Source organism: Corynebacterium sp. HMSC08C04, assembly GCF_001807495.1.
GTDB lineage: Bacteria > Actinomycetota > Actinomycetes > Mycobacteriales > Mycobacteriaceae > Corynebacterium > Corynebacterium simulans.
The window spans coordinates 199,912-216,901 of sequence record NZ_KV789202.1 but is presented as its reverse complement, the minus strand read 5'-3'; the positions used below and the strand labels follow the sequence as shown (position 1 = coordinate 216,901).

Below are 16,990 nucleotides of genomic sequence, written 5' to 3'. Positions count from 1 at the left end.
GTGAGAGAAAAAGGATTTAGTCCTGCTTGCCGAAGACCGGGTTGTGAACCTTATCGAGGTTGATGTGGACTGCCTGCTGGTCGGTGTAGAAGTCGATGGAACGGTAGCCACCCTCATGGCCCAGGCCGGAAGCCTTCACGCCGCCGAATGGGGTACGTAGGTCGCGGACGTTATTCGAGTTCAGCCAGACCATGCCAGCCTCAACGTTCTGTGCGAAGTTGTGCGCACGCTTGAGGTCGGAGGTCCAGACATATGCGGCCAGACCGTACTTGGTGTTGTTGGCCAGCTCGAGCGCTTCCTCGTCGGTGTCGAACGGGGTGATGGCAACGACTGGGCCGAAGATTTCTTCCTGGAAGATGCGGGCGGATGGGTCGACGTCAACGAAGACGGTCGGTTGCACAAAGTTGCCCTCTTCGAAGCCCTCTGGGCGCTCGCCGCCGGCTGCCAGCTTTGCTTCCTGCTTGCCGATCTCGATGTAGGAGGTGACCTTCTCGTAGTGCTCTGGGTGAACCAGGGCGCCAACCTCGGTCTTCGGATCGGAAGGCAGGCCCACCTTTACGCGCTTGGCGACGGCCGTGTAACGCTCAACGAATTCATCGTAAATGTCGCGCTGGACGAGGATGCGCGAGCCGGCGGTGCAGCGCTCGCCATTCAGGGAGAACACGCCGAAGATACAGGCGTCGATTGCGGTGTCGAGGTCCGCGTCGGAGAAGACAATGGCAGGGGACTTGCCGCCCAGCTCCATCGACAGACCCTTCAGGTGCGGTGCCGCGTTTCCGAAAATAATCTGACCGGTGCGGGACTCGCCGGTAAAGGAGATCAGCGGGACGTCTGGGTGCTTGACCAGTGGGTCGCCCGCGTAGCCTTCCTCGCCGAAGCCGTTGACTAGGTTGAAGACGCCCTTCGGGAGGCCAGCCTCCTCAAAGATGCCTGCCCACAGCTGTGCGGAAAGCGGGGTGAACTCAGCCGGCTTCAGGACAACGGAGTTACCAGTGGCGATAGCAGGGGCGAGCTTCCAGGACTCCAGCATGAAAGGAGTGTTCCACGGGGTGATAAGACCTGCGACGCCGATTGGCTTGCGGTTGACGTAGTTGATCTGGCGGCCCGGAACCTTGTAGGCGTCGTCGGCCTGCGCAACGATGAGGTCAGCGAAGAAGCGGAAGTTCTCCGCCGCGCGCTTGGCCTGGCCATTGGCCTGGGTGATTGGCAGGCCGGAGTCGAAGGACTCCCAAGCAGCCAGCTTGTCTGCGCGGGTCTCGACGATGTCTGCGATTTTGTTGAGGACGCGAGCGCGCTCGCGGGGGAGAGCCTTGGACCACTCGCCGCGCTCAAAGGCAGCCTTGGCGGCAGCAACGGCTTTGTCGATGTCGGCCGGCTTGCCGGAGGCGGCCTTGATGTAGTTCTGGTTGGTTACCGGATCGAGTACCTCGAACTCGTCGCCATCAATAGAGGCAACGAATTCACCATCGATGTAGTGGAGGATCTTCTCTGGCAGGTCGTTTGGCTTCGCGGCGTCGTTGTTGATGCTCATGGCTTTAGGGTTCTCCTTTAAGTCTGGGTATCTAGGTTGCGTTTGCAGTGTCTGTTTCGGCGTTTTTTGCCCGATAGCTCCGGGAGGTTTGCAAGCGGTGTTCCCGTGCAACCTTTTCCACGTATGCTTCCTCGGCGCCGATCTCAATGAGGGTGATTAGCTTTTCGTGTTCTTCCACCGAGTCCAACGCCCGCTCCGGGATGTAGCGGAAGGTCGAAACGCGGTGATATTCCAGTTGGTCCCATTGCTCGTAAACCAGCTTTACAAGCCTTTCGTTGGGACACTTGGCAAAGAGCACGCTATGAAATTCTTTGTTGAGCTTGGTGAACTCGTCTGGGTCGTGGGTGACAACAAGCTCGCGCATCTGCTGATTAAGCTCTCGCGCCTTGGCGACGTCCGCGGCTTCGAGGAAGGGAGCGGACTGGGCGGTTGCCCGGGCCTCGAGTGTGGCCACGATCTCCATGGATTCGTAGTAGGCCTCGCGGTTGTGGGTGGTTACTCGCGCGCCCACATTGCGTTCGTAGGTAACCAGCCCTTCGGCTTCGAGCTGCCTGATGGCCTCGCGCACCGGCACGACGCTGACATCGAGTTCTTCTGCAATTGTTGTAAGAACCAAGCGGTGGCCTGGCTCGTATCCGCGGGTGCGGATCTGCTGGCTTATCCAGTTATAGGCCTGTTGGGATTTGCTCTCCGCGAGGCTCATTGACCACCCCCATTCTTGAAGGCGAGGTAGGCCTCCTTGTTGGCGCCCTTTGGCGGGAACATGCCGTCGAGGCTTGCACCGGCCTTGACCTGCTCGGCCACCCACTCATCCTCGTGCTCCTTGGCAAGCGCAGCGTCTGCTACCTCCTCAGCCAGCTCGCGCGGGATGACGATGACGCCGTCGTCATCGCCGACGATGATGTCTCCCGGGATAACGGTGGCGTTGCCACAGGAAACAGCAATGTCGCTATCCCACGGAACGTGCTTGCGGCCGAGCACGCATGGGTGTGCGCCTTGGGTGAAGACGGGCAGGCCGATCTCACGGACCGCCTCGTAGTCGCGCACACCACCATCAGTGACAACACCGGCCGCGCCGCGGGTCTTCGCGCGCAGTGCAAGGATGTCGCCCAAGGTGCCAGACCCCGGCTCTTGGCGAGCCTCGATAACGATTACTTCGCCTTCCTTTACGGTGTCGAAGACTTTCTTCTGCTCGTTGAAGCCGCCGCCGTGGCTCTTGAAGAGATCTTCGCGCCCGGCAACGAAGCGCAGGGTGCGGGCGACGCCCACCATTTTGGTGCCCGGAGTCTGTGGATAGACGCCTTCGATAACGGATTGGTTGATGCCGCGATTTCGTAACTGTGCCGAAAGTCCGGCGGTGGGCGCCTCCTCCAATTTCCGTTTCAATTCCGCGGAAAGTTCGGAAGAGGAGGAAGAGGGAAGCGGCGGAAGCCCAGCGGACTCACGGTCGCCGTAGGCATCCTCGCGCTGCTTGTCATCAACATTCGGCAGGTTGCCCAGAGCTGAATCGAAGGAAGCCGGGATTTCTACGACTGCCGTCTTAAGACGTCCGGAGGTCTCGCCACCCGGTACGTCAACCTCGACCTCGACGACATCGCCGGGCTTGATCACGGTGGAGCCCGCCGGGGTGCCCGTCAGGATGATATCGCCAGTCTCCAGAGTCATGTGCTGGGAGAGGTCCGCGACAAATTGCGCGAGAGGGAAGATGAGGTCCTTCTCAGACGAGGTACCCTCCTGCGCCAGCTCGCCATTAACCCAGGTGCGCAGGCGCAACGAGGCGGGGTCGATCTTCTGGGCGTCGATAAGCATGGGCCCAATCGGCGTATAACCATCGCGGGACTTGGAACGGGTATTAGATCCCTTATCCTGCGCGCGATAATCATAAAGCCCCAGGTCATTGGACGCAGTTACATAGGCAACATGACCCCAAGCCTCATCCAAGGTGACATTGCGAGCCGGCTTGCCAATGATGAGCGCAATCTCGCCCTCAAACGCCAACAGCTCAGTGCCCGCCGGACGCTCGACGACGCCGCCGGATTCCGCCAGGGTACTGGTCGCCTTCAGGAAGTAACTCGGGGTCTTGGGCCAGCGACCACGTTGAGCGGCACGGGACTCAAAAGCCACGTGCACGGCAATAATCTTGCCCGGTTTCTCAGGCAGAAATTGGGGTACAGCCATGAAAAATCCTTCTTTTCTCTCAAATGTTTGCCCAAATCGTATATTATCCCTACCAACGCCGCAAGTGGTTCAACTCACAATAAGTGGTTAGGTATACGACAAGCCACAACTAGAAAGGGAAAACATGTCGCAAGCAACTGCCGCCCCGACAATCACGACGGCCGAACGCCGCCGTGTTGTCGCCGCGACCACCATCGGTACCGCCATCGAGTGGTACGACTACTTCCTCTACGCCGCAGTAGCTGGCCTCGTATTCAACAAGCTCATGTTCGGCCCGCTGGAAGGCGGCCTGGCCACCATCATCTCCTTCCTTACGGTTGGCCTTTCCTTCCTCTTCCGCCCAATCGGCGCTTTCCTCGCCGGCCACTTCGCCGACCGCCTTGGCCGTCGCGTGGTTCTCATGGTCACCCTCTTTGCCATGGGCGGCGCCACCACGCTAATCGGCGTCCTGCCCACCTTCGATAGCGCTGGCGTTTGGGCGCCGATCCTGCTCATTGCCCTGCGCATCATCCAAGGAATTTCCGCAGGCGGCGAGTGGGGCAGTGCGGTGCTGATGGCGGTGGAGCACGCACCCGTCGATAAGCGCGGGCTCTATGGCGCCGGACCCCAGGTGGGCGTGCCGGCTGGCCTGCTGCTTTCTTCCGGAGTTCTTTCAATCATGAACACCATCGCGCCTGGCGACGCCTTCATGGCCTGGGGTTGGCGTGTACCGTTCCTGCTTTCCTTCGTTCTGGTTTTGGTGGGTTACCTAATCCGCATGGGCGTTGACGAATCCCCAGTCTTCGAGGAAATCGCCGAGCGCCAAGAGGAAGAAACGCCACATCCTTTCGCCGTTCTGTTCAAGAAGTTTTTCCCACTAGTCTTCACCGCAGCACTGGTTTTCGCAGGCAATGGCACCGTGGGCTACATGACCACGGGCGGCTACATCCAGAAGTACGCGACCGACCCGGACGGTCCGGTTGCGCTCGCGCGCGGCGACGTCCTGAATGCCGTCACGCTTTCCGCGTTTACCTGGGCACTTTTTACGTTGTTTGCCGGTGCCATCTCCGATCGAATTGGTCGCCGCGCGACTTATCTCATCGGCTTTATCGCTCAGACGCTCGGCGCCGCAGCGCTTTTCCCTCTGGTCAACACTGGCGATCTCAAGCTGCTCTATCTGGCACTGACCTCGCTAACCTTTGGCCTGGGCCTGACCTACGGCGCCCAGTCCGCCATGTATGCCGAGCTTTTCCCGGCATCCATTCGCGCCACGGGCGTTTCCATCACCTACGCCCTCGGCTCGGTCCTAGGCGGAGCTTTCGCCCCGATGATTGCGGCTTCCCTGGTCGAAGCAACGGGCACCACCTTCGCGGTATCCGGCTATCTAGTCACGGCTTCGCTGGTTGGCCTCGTGTGCACCTTCATCCTCCGTGAGCGCAAGGGAATCCCTCTTGGCCCAGAGCACGAAGCCGCGCAAGCGCGCGGGCACTTCATCTTCAGCAAGTAAATCCCCAGCGTTTCCACGCAAATCTGAATGCTCATTGTAGAAAACTGCGGCATCATATATGATTCCGCACATAGGACTTAGATCACACTCCCTAAATGCATTGAGTTAAGTCACCTGCATCCCATCCACTTCATCTTGGCCAACAAGGAGATCACAGTGCAGTTCCACCACAATGGTTATGTTTCCCAAGACCCCCGCGTCCTCGAGCCCGCAGGTTACGGCGTCGACCGCGCCAGCGAACTGCCAGACACCATGGACGTCCTCATCGTAGGCTCCGGGCCGGCGGGCATGATCACGGCTGCACAGCTGGCAATGTTCCCGAGCGTCAACACTCGCATCATCGAGCGCCGCCCGCACCGCCTCATCCTGGGCCAGGCAGACGGCATCCAGTCCCGTTCCGTGGAGACTTTCCAGGCTTTCGGCTTTGCCAAGGAAATCACCGAAGAAGCCTACGAGATCACCGAGATGTCCTTCTGGAACCCGGATCCAGAAAACCGCGAGCACATTATCCGCGGCGCCCGCCCCGTCGATGACGAGGGTGGCATCTCCGAGTTCCCACACCTCATCGTCAACCAGGCCCGCGTTCTGGATTACTTCGCCCGCTTTGCCCACCGCGCCCCGGGCCGCATCGAACCGGACTATGGCTGGAAGTTCATCGAGCTCGAGGTAGGGGAGGGCGAATACCCCGTTGCCGTCAAGCTCGAAGATGAGAACGGCAATCCCCGCACGGTCCACGCCAAGTACGTCGTTGGCTCGGACGGCGCCAAGTCCCGCGTGCGCAAGTCTATTGGCCGTTGCTTAAACGGCGATCAGGCCAACCACGCGTGGGGTGTCATGGACGTCGTGGTCGATACCGACTTCCCAGATTGGCGCACCAAGTGTGCCATCCACTCCAAGGCTGGCTCGATCCTCCACATCCCGCGCGAGGGCGGCTACCTCTGCCGCATCTACGTCGACTTGGGCGTCGTCCCAGAAGGTGACAACGGCAAGATCCGCGAGACGCCAATCGAGAAGATCATTGAGAAGGCCAACGAGATCTACTCTCCTTACTTCATCGATGTGAAGATGGTGGCTTGGCACTCCGTCTACGAAGTAGGCCACCGCCTAGTCGATGCCTTTGATGACAACAACGATTCCCCGCGCGTCTTCCTCACCGGCGATGCTTGCCACACCCACTCCGCGAAGGCGGGCCAGGGTATGAACGTTTCCATGCAGGATGGTTTCAACATCGGCTGGAAGCTTGGTCACGTCTTGGATGGCCGCGCGCCGGAGGAGCTGCTGAGCACCTACCATGGCGAGCGCCAGCCAGCCGCACAGAACCTCATCAACTTCGATAAGGAATGGTCCACCCTTATGGCCACCCCGCCGGAGGAACTCGAGGATCCATGCGCGGTGGAGAAGTACTACGTCGCCGCCGAGGAATTCGCCGCCGGCATGATGACCCAGTACGAGGAGAACATCATCGTCGGCGACACCCAGCATCAAGAACTGGCCACTGGCTTCCCGGTGGGCAAGCGTTTTAAGTCCTTTGAGGTTCTCCGCCGCTGCGACGCAGTTCAGCAGCACCTGGGCCACCAGCACTTCGCAGACGGCCGCTACCGCATCTACGCTTTTGCCGACGCCCCGAAGGCCGGCGAGGAATCCAAGTTCAGCGCCTGGGCCGAGCGGATGAAAGAGGTTCTGGCCAAGTTCACTCCCGCTGACGCCGACGAGAACACCTACTTCGACGTCAAGGCCATCTACCAGCAGACCAACCACCACGATTACGAGATCTTGGACGCCCCGCGTCTCTTCCGCCCGTTCAACGGCAAGTTCCATATCCCCAATTGGGAGAACGTATTCAACGCCCTGCCCGAAGAGCGCGACATCTTCCAGGCCCGCGGAATCTCCCGCGACGGCGCCGTTATCATCGTCCGCCCAGACCAATACGTCGGCGCGGTCCTGCCGCTTGACGACGCCGCGGCTGTCGAGGCTTACTTCAACAAGGCGCTGTTGCCAACCAAGTAAGCAACAGCTCTAAATAGTAGCCACAAACAACGCCCCGCGTAGTGTTTCACGTGAAACACTACGCGGGGCGTTAAGCGTTAGCAGCGCCTAGGAGTGCTTAGCCAGGAGCGCTTCCAGACGCTCCGCGAGCGGCTGGCGGTTCAGCTCCGCTCCCTTCTCGCGGAGATCGGCAGCTTCAAATTCTGGAAGGACCTTATCCAAGACCTCGCTAGAAGATTCTTCTGGGTGCTTCAACGCGCGATAGAAAGCGGCACTCAATACGATTTGTTCCATCACCGCTATGGGCTTGCCCGGAGCATATTCCGGAGCATCCGGCTCAAAGTCCCAGACCTGGACCCAGTCGAGGCCGAAGAACTTGGGACAATTTCCTTCCACGATTTCGCGGGCGTAGTTGCGGGGAACGGCAGCGCTACGGCGGCCCGGATCGAAGATAGCGAGGACTGGCTCGCCATCGTCCTCTCCAACCACGAGCCAATCGCTGCCGTGGTATTCCACCAGCGATTGGCCGAGCACGAGCTCAACCTCATCGACACTGAGCTTCGGAGCGACCTCATGGGCGAAGGCGTCGACATATGGCGCTTGCCATGTCTTGTGCTTCTTCAGCTTCTCATCGTCGCCGTGAACTTCCATGAAACGCTTGAAGGTCTCGGCCGCTTCCTCACGGCGCTTGGCTAGTTGTTCCGAGTACTGTTCCTGAAGTGGTGCGAGTTTGGATTCAAGTGTGCCCATGGTCGCAACCGTACATCGGAGCATTCATTTTGTTCGTGCATAAAATGTGCTCGAAACCACACACGTAGCACACACTCATGCTAAGGTGTGTCTCATGCAACTTCTGACCAATAAATCCCAGAACTGGTGGTGGCTCGCGTAACTGCGGGCCGGTTCACTCGAACCCAGAAGATTTAGGCTCGCGCTATGCGGGCCTTTCGTGGTTTTATAACCACCACGGCGCACGCGGCGCGAATCTAAAGCTTCAAAACTTTAAAAGCTACAGACAACATTTAGCCGCGAAAGGCCACCACGAATGCCACCAACCCCTACCTCCGGAACGGTCTTCCATACCGCCTCCCGAGCGATACCTTATGAGCAGGATGCATCCCTGCTTTTCCAACGGCTCGCGCAGCCGAAGGATAGCCTCCTCCTTGAAGCCGCCGACATCGAGTCGAAAAAGAACCTCAATTGCATCGCAATTCTCCAGGCCGCACTGAAAGTTACCTGCCGGGGACAGCGTGTCACAGCCACGCCACTAACTAAAGTGGGCGAGGCAATGATGGAGCGCCTCAAGGATCAGCTTGGCGAGTACTTCGATGGCGAGGCGTTCGTCTTTAGCCTTTCCGCGAAGAGCGACGAGCGCGAGCGCCTCCGCGACGTTTCGACCGCCGCCGTACTTCGTGCCCTTCAATTAGATGCCGGATACTCCACGCCGGATGGCGCCCTTCCATTCGTCGGAGGCGGCTTTGCTTATGACTATCTCGAGACCTTCGAGAAGCTCCCGGCCGTAGGGGAGGGGCCGAACGATTATCCGGATTATGAGTTCGTCGTCGCACAGACTCTCCTCACCATCGACCACGCCGCAGAGACCGCCGCGTTGCATGCGGTCGATCTGAGTGAGGACGCGGCGTCGGCAAGCTTGGCAGAGCTCGCATCCATCGAGCCGCAAGCGATAGAACCCGCGCCGGACCGAGATCGCCTCGTTGCGGAAGCTTCGATGCCCAACTCCAAGTTCCGCGCAATTGTGTCACAGTTACAAAATAACGTGACTGCGGGGGACATCTACCAAGTGGTGCCATCCCGCGCATTTTCCCTCGATTGCCCCGACGCCTTCGCCGCCTACCGCCAACTGCGCGAGACGAACCCTTCGCCATATATGTTCTACGTGCGCGGCGCGGACTACGAACTTTTCGGCGCCTCACCAGAATCCAACCTAAAGTTCGACGCCGCCAGCCGTGAGGTTCAGCTTTATCCCATCGCCGGCACTCGGCCGCGCGGGCTCAACAAGGATGGCAGCATCAACCACGAACTCGACATCCGCAATGAGCTCGAAATGCGCACGGATAACAAGGAAGTTGCCGAGCACACGATGCTCGTGGATCTGGCCCGCAACGATCTCGCGCGCGTGGCCGTCCCACAGACCCGCAAGGTCGCCGAGCTCCTCCAGGTGGATCGCTACTCCCGCGTGATGCACTTGGTTTCACGTGTAACCGCCACCCTCCACGAGGACTACGACGCCCTCGACGCCTATCGCGCATGCATGAACATGGGCACTCTCACCGGCGCCCCGAAGCTTCGCGCGATGGAACTCATCCGCGAAACCGAGAAAACGCGCCGCGGTTCCTACGGCGGGGCAGTGGGATACCTGAAGGGCGATGGCTCCATGGATAACTGCATCGTCATCCGCTCCGCCTACGTGAAAGGCGGGGTAGCGGTGGTTCAGGCTGGCGCCGGCGTTGTCCGCGATTCCGTGCCGCAGGCCGAAGCCGATGAAACCTTGCACAAGGCCTATGCCGTGCTGCACGCCATCGCACTCGCTCATAACGCAAAACTGGAGGTTGTCCGGTGACTCATTCCCCGCACGTGGTGCTCATCGATAACCACGATTCCTTCGTCTACAACTTGGTCGACGCACTCGCCGGCTACCGCACGACCATCTTCCGCAATACCGTCTCGGTTGAAGAAATCCTGGCTGCGGAACCCGACATCGTCTGTCTCTCCCCAGGCCCGGGCCACCCGCGCGAGGCCGGCTGCATGGCGGAACTCATCGATAGCGTGCTGGGGAAGATCCCGTTGTTTGGCATCTGCCTCGGCTTCCAAGCGCTGCTGGATCACCACGGCGGCACCGTCGAGCCCTGCGGCCCGGTTCACGGCAAGTCGGTCCGGATGACCCTCACTAAAGCTGGCGCGAAACATCCCATCTTCACCGGGCTCGCCGTCGACTCCGAGCCGGACAATCCGGATTACGTCGGCACCCAAGTCCCAGTGGCGCGCTATCACTCCCTGGGCTGCAAGAAAATCCCTACAGAAATGCGGGCGCTGGCTACCACCGAGACCGCCATCGGAGACGTCGTCATGGCGGCCGAGACCGAGGACCAGATGGCCTTTGGGGTCCAATTCCACCCAGAGTCCGTACTTAGTCCCACCGGGCCCATCATGCTGGAACGCTGCATCGAGTATTTGTCCGCGAAGTACATATTTGGAAAGGCCAACTAAATGGAAGACGAGAACGCACTGAAGCTCCTCCAGGAGTACTTGAACACCGCCGAACCCACCCTCGAACAGGCCGGGAAGGTCTTTACTTCGCTGACCGTCGGCGAGTACGACGACATTCACATCGCCGCTTTGCTCATCCACATCCGCACCAGGGGCGAGACGCTTGCCGACGTCGCCGGTGCCGCCCATGCCTTCCTGAAGGCCGGCCGTCCTTTCCCGATCACCGGCGAGGGCCTGATGGACACCGCGGGCACTGGTGGTGACGGTGCGAATACCATCAACATCACCACCGCGGCGTCGCTAGTCGCAGCCTCCGATGGGGTGAAGATGATTAAACACGGCAACCGCTCGGTTTCTTCCAAGTCGGGCTCGGCCGACGTCCTTGAGGCACTGAACATTCCGCTAGACCTCAATCCAGAGCGCGCCGTGCGCCAATTTGAGGAGTCCAACTTCACCTTACTCTTCGCCCCGGCCTATAACCCGGCGGTGGCACACGTGCAGCCGGTGCGCAAAACACTCGGCATCTCCACCATCTTCAACACCCTCGGTCCACTGCTTTCCCCGGGTCGCCCGGAGTTTCAGATCATGGGCATCGCCAAACCCGCGCAGGGACGCCTCATCGCGGAAGTCTTCAAGGAGCTAGGCCGCACTCGCGCGTTAGTGGTCCACGGTGCGGGCACCGATGAGATTGCTGTCCACGGCACCACCCACGTGTGGGAGCTAAAGGATGGCGAGATCACCGAATATGACGTCACGCCAGAAAGCCTCGGCATTGAACGCCACGAGCTCGCGGACCTCGTCGGCGGTGACGGCGCGGAGAATGCGCAGCTGCTTCGCGACGTCTTCGCGGGGGAGGGCAAGCCCGCACACCGCGATGCCATCGTCGCCGCGGCGGGTGCGATGTTCTATCTCTACGGCAAAACCGCAACCATCGCCGAGGGCGTCGCCCACGCGAAGGAAATCATCGACTCCGGCCAGGTGGCCGATTGGTTGCGCACCCACGAGGAGGCGAACTATGCCTAAGCTGCCAACGGTGCTGGAGGGGATCGTCGCGGGGCGTCGCACCCACCTCGCGGAGATCCGTGAGCGCATCGCCCACGTGGATCTGGCGAACCTGCCGAAGTCGGAGCATTCGCTTTACGACGCCCTGAATGGCACCAATCGTTTCATCATGGAGTGCAAGTCTTCTTCGCCTTCACTCGGCCTTATTCGCGAGCACTACGAGCCGGGTGCCATCGCGCGCATCTACTCCCGCTATGCCTCGGCAATTTCGGTACTGTGCGAGCCCGATAAGTTCGGCGGCGATTATGATCATCTGCAGACCGTCGCGATGTCCACACATCTGCCGGTGCTGTGCAAGGACTTCATCGTCGACCCGATTCAAGTTTATGCCGCACGCTACTACGGCGCCGACGCCATCTTGTTAATGATGTCCATCGTCGACGACGAGACCTACGCGGAGCTGAAGACGCTCGCCGATTCCTTAGGACTGGACGTACTGACGGAGGCGATTACCAAGGAGGAGGTCGACCGCGCCGTCGCCTTCGGCGTCGACATCATCGGCATCAATAATCGGAACCTCCACGATCTGAGCATCGACCTGACGCGTTCGGAAAAGCTCGCGGAATATGTTCCGCAAGGCAAGATCATTGTCTCCGAGTCAGGCATCCGCGATAACCAGACGGTGCGCCGCATCGGCGGCCACGCCAACGCTTTCCTCGTCGGCTCTCAACTGACGAGCCAGCCGGACATTGACCTAGCCGCGCGCCGCCTCGTCTACGGCGACAACAAGGTCTGCGGACTCAGTACTCCTTCCGCGGCACAGGCAGCCCGCGCGGCCGGTGCCATCTACGGTGGACTCATCTTCGAGGAGGACTCTCCGCGCAATGTTTCACGTGAAACTGCGGAACAGATCATCAGCCACGAGCCGGGGCTGCGTTACATCGCCGTCTCTCGCCGCACGTCCAACTTCGCGAAGATTGCATTCGACGGCATCCAGGCAATCCAGTTGCATGCCCCATATCAGGGGAGCGTCGAGGCCGAGCGCGCTCTCATCGCGGAGGCCCGCAAGCATTCGAACTTTGTCTGGCGTGCCATCGACATGACGGCGCCGGATGCCCCGGACTTGGCACGGGCGCTTGCCGAAGACGCGGATCTCCTCATCCTCGACACCGGCCGCGGCGGCACGGGGCAGACCTTCGATTGGTCCACGGTTCCACGTGATGTCCCGGCCCTCCTCGCTGGGGGACTCAACCTCGAAAATCTGAAAGAAGCGCTCGCCGTCGGCACCGCCGGCCTCGACCTCAACTCCGGATTGGAGACCTCCCGCGGCAAGGACTCTGGCCTTATCGCCCGCGCCTTCCAAACCATCCGCAACTACACAAATCCTTAAATTGACTTCTTCACAACACCCCAACACAGGAAAGAACATGACTGAAACACAAGAAACCAGGGAAACCTTGCTCCCAGCCTACTTCGGTGAATTCGGCGGGCAATTCGTGCCAGAATCCCTCATCCCAGCTCTCGATCAGCTTGAGCAAGCCTTCGTAGATGCCCAGAACGATCCCTCCTTCCGTGAGGATCTCGCCGGCTACCTGAAGGATTACCTCGGCCGCCCGACTCCGCTGACTGAGGCAACCAAGCTAGGCGGCAAGGCCCGCATCTTCCTCAAACGTGAGGACTTGGTGCACGGTGGTGCACACAAGACGAACCAAGTAATCGGCCAAGCTCTGCTGGCCAAGCGCATGGGCAAGACCCGCATCATCGCAGAGACCGGCGCCGGCCAGCATGGCACCGCCACCGCACTGGCTTGCGCGCTGCTCGACCTTGAGTGCGTGGTCTACATGGGAGCCAAGGATGTCGAGCGCCAGCAGCCCAACGTCTACCGCATGGAACTCATGGGCGCCAAAGTCGTCCCAGTCGACACCGGTTCCGGCACCCTCAAGGACGCCGTTAACGAAGCACTGCGTGATTGGACCGCAACCTTCCACGAGTCCCACTATCTCCTCGGTACTGCCGCCGGCCCACACCCGTTCCCAACCATCGTGCGCGAGTTCCACAAGGTGATTTCCGAAGAGGCAAAGGCGCAGATGATTGAACAAACCGGCGAACTGCCGGACCTCGTCGTCGCCTGTGTCGGCGGCGGCTCCAACGCCATCGGCATGTTCGCCGATTTCATCGAGGACGAGGGAGTCGAGTTAGTTGGCGCTGAGCCAGGAGGCGAGGGCCTCGACTCCGGTAAGCACGGTGCCACCATCAACAACGGAACGGTGGGCATCCTCCACGGCGCGCGCTCCTATCTGATGCGCAATGCTGACGGCCAAGTAGAGGAGTCTTACTCCATCTCCGCCGGCCTGGATTACCCGGGTGTCGGCCCACAACACGCACACCTGTCTAAGACCGGCCGCGCTAAGTACGTCGGCATCACCGATGCCGAGGCACTCGAAGCCTTTCAGCTACTGAGCAAGAAGGAGGGCATCATCCCGGCCCTCGAATCTTCCCACGCCCTCGCCTATGCGTTGAAGCGTAAAGAAGAAGACATCACCATCCTCGTATCACTTTCTGGCCGCGGCGATAAAGACATCGACCATGTCCGTCGCACCCTCGAGCAGAACCCACAGCTGCGCCTCAAGGAGGAAAACTAATGAGCCGCTACGACACCCTGTTTGCCACCCTCAAGGACGAGGGAGCATTCGTTCCTTTCATCATGCTGAGCGATCCCTCTCCGGAAGTAGCTCTGGAGATCGTCCGCGCGGCCGTCGCCGGCGGTGCCGACGCCCTCGAGTTGGGCGTTCCTTTCTCTGACCCAGTTGCCGATGGCCCGACGATTCAGGCCTCGCACATCCGCGCGCTGGCCAACGGCGCGACCGTCGATGCCGCAATTGAGCAGATCAAGCAGATTCGCTCCGAGTTTCCGAAGCTTCCCATCGGCATGCTGATCTACGGCAACGTCCCATTCACCCGCGGCATCGAGAACTTCTATCAGGAGTTCCGCGATGCGGGTGCAGATAGCATCCTGCTTCCCGACGTCCCGGTGCGCGAAGGCGCCCCATTCGTCGCGGCCGCGGAAAAGGCTGGTGTCGACCCAATCTTCATCGCCCCGGCACAGGCGAGCGAGAAGACCTTGGCAGGCGTGGCTAAGTACTCCAAGGGTTACATTTATGCCATCTCCCGCGACGGCGTGACTGGTACGGAGAAAGCCTCGGAGACCCGCGGCCTCGACGAGGTGGTTGCCAACGTAAAGCGCTTCGAAGGCGCTCCGGTTCTCCTCGGCTTCGGCATCTCCACCCCAGAACACGTTGCCGATGCCATCGCTGCCGGCGCAGCGGGCGCTATCACCGGCTCCGCAATCACCAAGATCATTGAGAAGCACGTTTCACGTGAAACCGACATTGATATCGATGCCCTTAAGCAAGACATCACCGACTTCGTCGCATCCATGAAGGCCGCAACCAAGCGGTAACAGCGCAACGTAGCTAGGTTCTTAGAACGTAAGCAAAACGAAAAGGACCCGAGGGAAAGTTCTCACCTGAACTATCCTCGGGCCCTAGTTTTGGATTAAGCGCCTATAAAACCAACTCTTACTGTTGTTCGGCTGGGGAAGCGGATTGCTCGTCAAGGCCCTCAATTTCGCCGCGCGCGAAGCGATCCACAATCATCGCGATTGCACCGTCGCCCGTGACATTCGCTGCGGTTCCGACAGAGTCGATGGCAATGTATGCCGCAATCATAAGCGCCACGAGGGAATCATCGAAGCCCATGTTTGCCTGCAGAAGACCCACCGCAACCATCACCGCACCGCCTGGGACGCCAGGCGCAGCAACCATCATGATGGCCAGAAGAAAGATGAACCCTGCCGCCTCGCCAAAGGAAACATCCATGCCCGTCATCGTGACGATGGCGAAAGCGTACAGGGTCAGCTTGATCATCGAGCCCGAGATGTGGATGGTTGCACCGAGCGGAATGACGAAACCAGCCACCGGACGGGAGATGCCATTCTTGAGCGCGGACTCTAGGGAGACCGGAATCGTGGCAGCCGAGGATGAGGTACCCAGCGCGGTGAAATAGGCCGGTGCCATATTCTTTAGCGCGACGAAGGGATTCTTCCGCGCGATTGCACCAGCGACCAGGTACTGGAAGAGGAGGTACACGATGGTCATGACGACGGCGAGGATAAGCACCTTCGAGAAGGCAACGAGGACGTCGCCAAGATTGCCATTCATTCCCAGCGACAAGAACATGCCGAAGATGTAGATCGGCAGAAGCGGAACGACGAATCCCCAGATGATCTTGACTACGACGGCTTCCAGCTCTTTGGTCACCGCGTAGAGAGTGTCGGATTTCACCGCAGTCATCGCGACGCCGATACAGAAGGACAAAAGCAACGCCGACATTACTTCAAATGGCGGCGGCATATCCACGGTGAAGTAGGGCTGCAGCGCGCCTTCCTCAATATCGGACACGTTGGTATCGATGTTCTGGCCCGCAAGCATCGTTGGATAAAGCGCGACTGACAATCCATAGGCAATGAAGCCCGCGAGAATTGTGGAGCCATACGCGAGTGCGACCGTCATTCCGAGCCACTTGCCGGCGCCGCGACCAAGCCCCGCAATCGCAGGCGCCACGAGGGCGAAAATCAGAACTGGGATGAAAAAGCCCAGGAAATTTCCGAAGAGCCCATTGAACGTGGCGAAGATGCGCGCGGCCCATTCCGGCAGAATGAAGCTGGCAGCAATGCCCAATATGATCGCGGCGACGATCTTAAAGAGCAAAGAGCCAGTAATACTCTTGAGGTTCATTTAGCTTTCTTTTCATTGTTATGTGGTGCGTGTGACGACTGTTTTCTTTGGCACAACACGAGCAGAATGTTACCAAACGAGCGGCTTTTCACACTCATCGTAAAATCGCCGCGAACCCACGAAGAGCTGGATTTTCTTCTGGCAAATTCAGGGATAAACTAGGGGACATGCTCGCGATAGCCATCATCTTCTTTACCCTCGCCGCCATATTCCTCATCGTGGGCGGCCTCGCCACCGCGCGTAAGCTCCCCGGTAATAGTGTCGTGGGCCTCCGCCTGGTAGAGATCCGCAAGACTAAGGAAGCTTGGGACAATGCTCATGCAATCGCTGGCCCATTCTGGATGCTGGCTGGTGTCTCTTTGCTCTTCGGCGGAGTCGTGGCGATCTCCGCACGCGGCTGGATGTGGACCATCCCGGCCCTGACTTTTGTTATTTCCATCCTGGCACTGTCCATCGGATCCAACATGGGTTCCCGCGCAGCCTTCCTGTGGGATGAAGCCCACAAGGCAGAAGAGGGCTGCGGCGACAGCTGCAACTGTGGCGACGATGGATGCGGCTCCACCGAACCCGAGGTAGATCTCGGCGCGCTCCGCAAGGCAGCCGAGCAAGCAGATCGCGCCTAGCAAGCCTTCAGCCCTCGCGCCGCGGGGGCTATTTTCATGGCGTTTCATAAAGACACAGTGATGTTAATTAACAAATCAGATAGTCTAAAGACTTATCGTCATAGGTGACTTTAACATTGGCAACTTATGTCAGCCGAAAATGGGGAGTGTAAAGAATTTG

The 16,990-nt window shown here is 59.6% G+C and carries 14 protein-coding genes; 9 read left to right on the top strand and 5 right to left on the bottom strand.

What is annotated here, in order from left to right; all coding sequences use genetic code 11:
- Nucleotides 1-16: 16 nt before the first annotated feature.
- Genes hpaE through HMPREF3169_RS04220 form a run of 3 tightly spaced genes read right to left on the bottom strand, consistent with a single transcriptional unit; the run spans nt 17 to nt 3,709 of the window.
- Nucleotides 17-1,531, bottom strand: coding sequence for a 5-carboxymethyl-2-hydroxymuconate semialdehyde dehydrogenase (hpaE, locus tag HMPREF3169_RS04230; protein WP_062036572.1), 1,515 nt, complete (start codon nt 1,529-1,531; stop codon nt 17-19).
- 31 nt (nt 1,532-1,562) lie between these two features.
- Nucleotides 1,563-2,234, bottom strand: coding sequence for a GntR family transcriptional regulator (locus HMPREF3169_RS04225; protein ID WP_062036570.1), 672 nt, complete (start codon nt 2,232-2,234; stop codon nt 1,563-1,565).
- Nucleotides 2,231-3,709, bottom strand: a complete 1,479-nt coding sequence (locus tag HMPREF3169_RS04220; protein ID WP_062036568.1) for a fumarylacetoacetate hydrolase family protein — start codon at nt 3,707-3,709, stop codon at nt 2,231-2,233. Before HMPREF3169_RS04220 ends, HMPREF3169_RS04225 begins: the two co-directional genes overlap by 4 nt.
- A 124-nt stretch (nt 3,710-3,833) precedes the next feature.
- Here HMPREF3169_RS04220 and HMPREF3169_RS04215 point away from each other — a divergent pair, with 124 nt between their 5' ends.
- Together HMPREF3169_RS04215 and HMPREF3169_RS04210 are read left to right on the top strand one after the other, a co-directional pair.
- Nucleotides 3,834-5,195 (top strand): MFS transporter, encoded by a 1,362-nt coding sequence (locus HMPREF3169_RS04215; protein ID WP_062036566.1) that lies wholly within the window; start codon nt 3,834-3,836, stop codon nt 5,193-5,195.
- 156 nt (nt 5,196-5,351) lie between these two features.
- The gene (locus HMPREF3169_RS04210) at nt 5,352-7,202 is read left to right on the top strand and encodes an FAD-dependent monooxygenase (RefSeq protein WP_062036565.1); all 1,851 of its coding nucleotides are present in this window, start codon (nt 5,352-5,354) and stop codon (nt 7,200-7,202) included.
- 87 nt (nt 7,203-7,289) lie between these two features.
- Here HMPREF3169_RS04210 and HMPREF3169_RS04205 read toward each other — a convergent pair whose 3' ends face one another.
- Nucleotides 7,290-7,931 carry a hypothetical protein gene (locus HMPREF3169_RS04205; RefSeq protein WP_062036563.1) on the bottom strand — a complete coding sequence of 214 codons (642 nt, stop codon included), beginning with the start codon at nt 7,929-7,931 and terminating at the stop codon, nt 7,290-7,292.
- 295 nt (nt 7,932-8,226) lie between these two features.
- On the opposite strand from HMPREF3169_RS04205, the gene HMPREF3169_RS04200 reads away from it, so the two are divergent.
- The 6 genes from HMPREF3169_RS04200 to trpA are packed head-to-tail and all read left to right on the top strand — an operon-like array spanning nt 8,227 to nt 14,871.
- Entirely contained in the window at nt 8,227-9,762 is a 1,536-nt protein-coding gene (locus HMPREF3169_RS04200; protein ID WP_070455778.1) for an anthranilate synthase component 1, read from the top strand.
- Nucleotides 9,759-10,409 carry an anthranilate synthase component II gene (locus HMPREF3169_RS04195; protein ID WP_062036559.1) on the top strand — a complete coding sequence of 217 codons (651 nt, stop codon included), beginning with the start codon at nt 9,759-9,761 and terminating at the stop codon, nt 10,407-10,409. Before HMPREF3169_RS04200 ends, HMPREF3169_RS04195 begins: the two co-directional genes overlap by 4 nt.
- The gene (trpD, locus tag HMPREF3169_RS04190) at nt 10,410-11,432 is read left to right on the top strand and encodes an anthranilate phosphoribosyltransferase (protein ID WP_062036557.1); all 1,023 of its coding nucleotides are present in this window, start codon (nt 10,410-10,412) and stop codon (nt 11,430-11,432) included. It begins immediately after the preceding gene.
- A complete protein-coding gene (gene trpCF / locus HMPREF3169_RS04185; protein WP_062036555.1) occupies nt 11,425-12,801 on the top strand; it encodes a bifunctional indole-3-glycerol-phosphate synthase TrpC/phosphoribosylanthranilate isomerase TrpF in 1,377 nt (458 codons plus the stop codon). Before trpD ends, trpCF begins: the two co-directional genes overlap by 8 nt.
- 37 nt (nt 12,802-12,838) lie before the next feature.
- A complete protein-coding gene (trpB, locus tag HMPREF3169_RS04180) occupies nt 12,839-14,053 on the top strand; it encodes a tryptophan synthase subunit beta (RefSeq protein ID WP_070455776.1) in 1,215 nt (404 codons plus the stop codon).
- Complete coding sequence (gene trpA, locus HMPREF3169_RS04175; protein ID WP_070455774.1) at nt 14,053-14,871, top strand: tryptophan synthase subunit alpha; 819 nt, start codon at nt 14,053-14,055, stop codon at nt 14,869-14,871. The genes trpB and trpA overlap by 1 nt, the downstream gene beginning before the upstream one ends.
- Nucleotides 14,872-14,989: 118 nt before the next feature.
- On the opposite strand, the gene HMPREF3169_RS04170 is transcribed toward trpA, so the two are convergent.
- Nucleotides 14,990-16,207, bottom strand: coding sequence for a dicarboxylate/amino acid:cation symporter (locus HMPREF3169_RS04170; RefSeq protein ID WP_062036549.1), 1,218 nt, complete (start codon nt 16,205-16,207; stop codon nt 14,990-14,992).
- Nucleotides 16,208-16,374: 167 nt separating this feature from the next.
- On the opposite strand from HMPREF3169_RS04170, the gene HMPREF3169_RS04165 reads away from it, so the two are divergent.
- Complete coding sequence (locus HMPREF3169_RS04165; protein WP_062036547.1) at nt 16,375-16,830, top strand: SdpI family protein; 456 nt, start codon at nt 16,375-16,377, stop codon at nt 16,828-16,830.
- The last annotated feature ends 160 nt before the right edge of the window (nt 16,831-16,990 follow it).

What these genes read in the sequence shown, in the direction of transcription:
- hpaE (WP_062036572.1), bottom strand. Translation starts at nt 1,531, where the DNA reads ATGAGCATCAACAACGACGCCGCGAAGCCAAACGACCTGCCAGAGAAG.
- HMPREF3169_RS04225 (WP_062036570.1), bottom strand. Translation starts at nt 2,234, where the DNA reads ATGAGCCTCGCGGAGAGCAAATCCCAACAGGCCTATAACTGGATAAGC.
- HMPREF3169_RS04220 (WP_062036568.1), bottom strand. Translation starts at nt 3,709, where the DNA reads ATGGCTGTACCCCAATTTCTGCCTGAGAAACCGGGCAAGATTATTGCC.
- HMPREF3169_RS04215 (WP_062036566.1), top strand. Translation starts at nt 3,834, where the DNA reads ATGTCGCAAGCAACTGCCGCCCCGACAATCACGACGGCCGAACGCCGC.
- HMPREF3169_RS04205 (WP_062036563.1), bottom strand. Translation starts at nt 7,931, where the DNA reads ATGGGCACACTTGAATCCAAACTCGCACCACTTCAGGAACAGTACTCG.
- HMPREF3169_RS04200 (WP_070455778.1), top strand. Translation starts at nt 8,227, where the DNA reads ATGCCACCAACCCCTACCTCCGGAACGGTCTTCCATACCGCCTCCCGA.
- trpD (WP_062036557.1), top strand. Translation starts at nt 10,410, where the DNA reads ATGGAAGACGAGAACGCACTGAAGCTCCTCCAGGAGTACTTGAACACC.
- trpCF (WP_062036555.1), top strand. Translation starts at nt 11,425, where the DNA reads ATGCCTAAGCTGCCAACGGTGCTGGAGGGGATCGTCGCGGGGCGTCGC.
- trpB (WP_070455776.1), top strand. Translation starts at nt 12,839, where the DNA reads ATGACTGAAACACAAGAAACCAGGGAAACCTTGCTCCCAGCCTACTTC.
- trpA (WP_070455774.1), top strand. Translation starts at nt 14,053, where the DNA reads ATGAGCCGCTACGACACCCTGTTTGCCACCCTCAAGGACGAGGGAGCA.
- HMPREF3169_RS04170 (WP_062036549.1), bottom strand. Translation starts at nt 16,207, where the DNA reads ATGAACCTCAAGAGTATTACTGGCTCTTTGCTCTTTAAGATCGTCGCC.
- HMPREF3169_RS04165 (WP_062036547.1), top strand. Translation starts at nt 16,375, where the DNA reads ATGCTCGCGATAGCCATCATCTTCTTTACCCTCGCCGCCATATTCCTC.